Source organism: Tsukamurella soli (genome assembly GCF_039541155.1).
In the GTDB taxonomy this organism is placed as follows: Bacteria; Actinomycetota; Actinomycetes; order Mycobacteriales; family Mycobacteriaceae; genus Tsukamurella; species Tsukamurella soli.
The window spans coordinates 1-3,538 of the sequence record NZ_BAABFR010000196.1; the positions used below are offsets into that span (position 1 = coordinate 1).

Genomic DNA, 3,538 nt, shown 5'->3' on the forward strand with positions numbered 1-3,538 from the left:
GCCAGATCCTGCGCCGACTTCCGGCGGCGAACCCACCGCTCCAACTGCTCACGCTCTTCTCCCGAGAGGGTCACCTCGGGCAGAACAGGTCCGCGTCGCGACATACTCCCATTCTACAAACTAGAAATGAATTAACGACGCGACACACTAGCGCACCGTCGCTCCAAAGAAGTCGCTAACCGAGGTCGGGCACGACCCCGTGACCAGCGCGGCAGCCCACTCCCCGGCAACCGATAAGCGCTCCGCAATCCTCTCCGTGCCGACTCACGATCCCGAAGAATGCTGCCGCACCAGGTCATCTCGGCGCGGGAGGACATTTCCGCCGCGGGAATCCCGGCAGCGCGTCGGACCGCCGATCGCAGGCCCGAGACGTGCAGGCCCGAAGAGCCCGCCACGCGACCCACGCCCACAGCACCGATACCCGGACCGCCCCTCGAGGGCCATCCCCAGATCTCGAGAAGCGACGCTCCGACTACCGACCGACCTCGGCGCGGAGAGGTCCCCTGACGGCACGGCGCGGGTAGCACGAAGGGCGGGGCGCGCACCCGCGACCCCGCCCTTGGTCGACATCCTGCCTGCTACTTGACGCCCAGCAGGTCGATCACGAAGACCAGCGTCTTGCCGGACAGCCGGTGACCGCCGCCGGCGGGACCGTAGGCGAGCTCCGGCGGCACCGTCAGCTGCCGGCGGCCGCCGACCTTCATGCCCGGGATGCCCTGCTGCCAGCCGGCGATCAGGCTGCGCAGCGGGAAGTCGATGGACTGACCGCGGTTCCAGGACGAGTCGAACTCCTCGCCGGTGTCGTACTCGACGCCCAGGTAGTGGACGTCGACGGTGCTGCCGGGCAGCGCCTCGGCACCGTCGCCGATCGTGATGTCCTTGACGACCAGCTCGGTGGGGGCGGGGCCGCCCGGGAACTCGACCTCGGGCTTGGCGTTCTGGGTCAACTCGTCTCCTTCGATGAGCTCGTCTCCCTTGATGAGGCGATGCAGGTTGTCGCGCCGCGCCGGCATGTCAGGCGCCTTCGACGCCCGGGTAGTCGCGGGCCGTGTGGCCGATGTAGATCTGCCGCGGGCGGCCGATCTTGGTGTTGGGGTCGGCGTGCATCTCCCGCCAGTGCGCGATCCAGCCGGGCAGGCGGCCGAGCGCGAACAGGACGGTGAACATACGCGTCGGGAAGCCCATCGCGCGGTAGATCAGGCCCGTGTAGAAGTCGACGTTGGGGTACAGCTTGCGCTCGATGAAGTAGTCGTCGCTGAGCGCAACCTGCTCCAGGCCCTTGGCGATGTCGAGCAGCTCGTCCGACACGCCGAGCAGCTCGAAGATGCGGTCCGCGGTCTCCTTCACGATCGCCGCGCGGGGGTCGTAGTTCTTGTAGACGCGGTGACCGAAGCCCATGAGCTTCACCCCGTCCTGCTTGTTCTTGACCTTGTTCATGAAGGCATTGGTGTCTCCGCCGGACGCCTTGATCTCGTCCAGCATCTCGAGGACGGCCTGGTTGGCGCCGCCGTGCAGCGGGCCCCAGAGCGCGTTGATGCCGCCCGAGATCGACGTGAACAGGTTGGCATTGGACGAGCCGACCAGGCGGACGGTGCTCGTCGAACAGTTCTGCTCGTGATCCGCGTGCAGGATCAGCAGCATGTCGAGGGCCTTCGCGAGCTCCGGATCGACCTCGTACGGCTCGGCGGGGAAGCCGAACGTCATGCGGAGGAAGTTCTCGACCAGGCTCAGGGAGTTGTCCGGGTACAGCATGGGCTGCCCGACAGACTTCTTGTAGGCGTAGGCCGCGATGGTCGGCAGCTTGGCGAGCAGCCGGATGGTCGACAGTTCGACCTGGTGCGGGTCGGTGTGGTCCAACGAATCCGGGTAGTACGCCGACAACGCGTTGACCGCGGACGAGACGACCGGCATGGGGTGCGCATTGCGCGGGAAGCCGTTGAAGAACAGCTTCAGATCCTCGTGCAGCAACGTGTGCCGCTGGATCTTGGCGGTGAAGTTCTCCAGCTGCTCGGGCGTCGGCAGCTCACCGTTGATCAGCAGGTAGCTGACCTCGATGAACGTGGATTTGGCCGCGAGCTGTTCGATCGGGTAGCCGCGGTACCGCAGGATGCCCTTGGCGCCGTCGATGTACGTGATGGCCGACTTGCACGAGGCGGTGTTCACGAACCCCGCGTCGTAGGTCGTGTAGCCGGTCTCGGCGAGGAGCTTCCCCAGCCCGATACCGTCGTTGCCTTCAGTGGCCTTGACGATCGGCAGGTCGAGCCGGCCACCGGGGTAGGTGACCGTAGCGTCCTGCGCCGGCGCGATGTTTTCGTCGGTGGACAATTGTGTATCCCCTCGCTGTGGTCGGCTGAAGTACTACCCAGTAGAAAACCTAGCTGGCACCCGGTGTGCTCCGCCACAGAGGGTCGCCTCCAGGCCGGTTCATCGGATGCCCCATCGCCCGGTCCAGCGCCCGCCCGGGTCGATCGTGATCACGTCGACGCCGGTATGCAGCGCATTGGGCGGGCACGTCATCGGCTCGACCGCGATCGCCCGCGCGGGTTCGCCGCCCGGCCCGCGGCCGGGGAACCCCTGCCCGTTGACCGGATCGGCGACGAACGCCTGGACCCAGCCGAACGAGTCGTCGGTCCACAGCTGCACCTCGGCGTGCGGTGCACGCAGGGTGTACCGGTGGTCCGTCGCGGTGAACGGGGTGTCGAGTTGCCGGCCGGCCAGGGGGCGCGGCCGGCGGAAGTCGTAGTCGGTGCCCTCGACGGTGACCGGCGGACCGGCGGGCAGCTGGCGCTCGGTGAGCGGCTGTACCAGCGCGGCACCGAGTTCGAGGGTGCAGTCGTCGACGGGGACGTCGCCCACGCGCAGGAAGGTATGGAACCCGAGCGCAAACGGCAGGGCTGCGCTGCCGTGGTTCTCGGCGGTCAACTCGGCCTCGAGGCCAGCGTCGGAGACCGCGTAGCGGATGCGCAGGTGGAGGTCGAACGGCCAGCCGGGGTGGGTGCCGACGTCGACGGTCAGGGTGACGGCGTCCTCGGCGGTCTCGACGTCGTCCCAGTCGACCCGGCGAACGAAGCCGTGCATCGCGTTGTTGCGCTCGACCTCCGTGACGTCCAGTCGGTGGATCTCGCCGTCGAACGTGTAGATGCCGTCCTCGGTGCGGTTGGGCCACGGCGCCAGGATCAGGCCCGCCGACAGCGGCGGCTTGGTACCGAGCGCCCACGGCTCGGTGAGCGGAACCCCGCCGCGGGTCAGCCCGCGCAGCCCCGCACCGGTCCGCGCGATCTCCGCGACGTACCCGCCAGAAGTGATGGTGAACCCCGGTTGCACCGCCATGGCGGCAATACTAGTGATCATGCGGTTTCGTGGCGCAGGCACGGCGGTTCTGGTCGAGTGTGATTCCCCCGCACACGCCGTCGCGGTGGGCGCGGCCGCGCGGGGGGTGCCCGGCGTGGTGGACGTCGTGCCGGCCGGAGCGACGGTCCTGATCGAGCCCGACGGTGCCGGCTGATCAGGCCTGGTCGACCGTGATGTGCAGGTTGCC

The 3,538-nt window shown here is 68.1% G+C and carries 4 protein-coding genes; 1 reads left to right on the plus strand and 3 read right to left on the minus strand.

Translation table 11 applies throughout. The features are described 5' to 3' along the window. Positions 1-578: 578 nt before the first annotated feature. From ABD908_RS26835 to ABD908_RS26845, 3 genes are all read right to left on the minus strand, one after another. Positions 579-1,013: an FKBP-type peptidyl-prolyl cis-trans isomerase gene (locus ABD908_RS26835; protein WP_385923451.1), complete on the minus strand. Its 435-nt coding sequence runs from the start codon at positions 1,011-1,013 to the stop codon at positions 579-581. A 1-nt stretch (position 1,014) separates the two neighbouring features. Beyond that, the gene (locus ABD908_RS26840) at positions 1,015-2,325 is read right to left on the minus strand and encodes a citrate synthase (RefSeq protein WP_345001883.1); all 1,311 of its coding nucleotides are present in this window, start codon (positions 2,323-2,325) and stop codon (positions 1,015-1,017) included. A 99-nt stretch (positions 2,326-2,424) separates the two neighbouring features. Then, a complete protein-coding gene (locus ABD908_RS26845) occupies positions 2,425-3,330 on the minus strand; it encodes an aldose 1-epimerase family protein (RefSeq protein ID WP_345001885.1) in 906 nt (301 codons plus the stop codon). A 19-nt stretch (positions 3,331-3,349) separates the two neighbouring features. On the opposite strand from ABD908_RS26845, the gene ABD908_RS26850 reads away from it, so the two are divergent. After that, on the plus strand, positions 3,350-3,505 hold the full coding sequence (locus ABD908_RS26850; protein ID WP_345001887.1) for a hypothetical protein: 156 nt from the start codon (positions 3,350-3,352) through the stop codon (positions 3,503-3,505). Positions 3,506-3,538 lie beyond the last annotated feature (33 nt).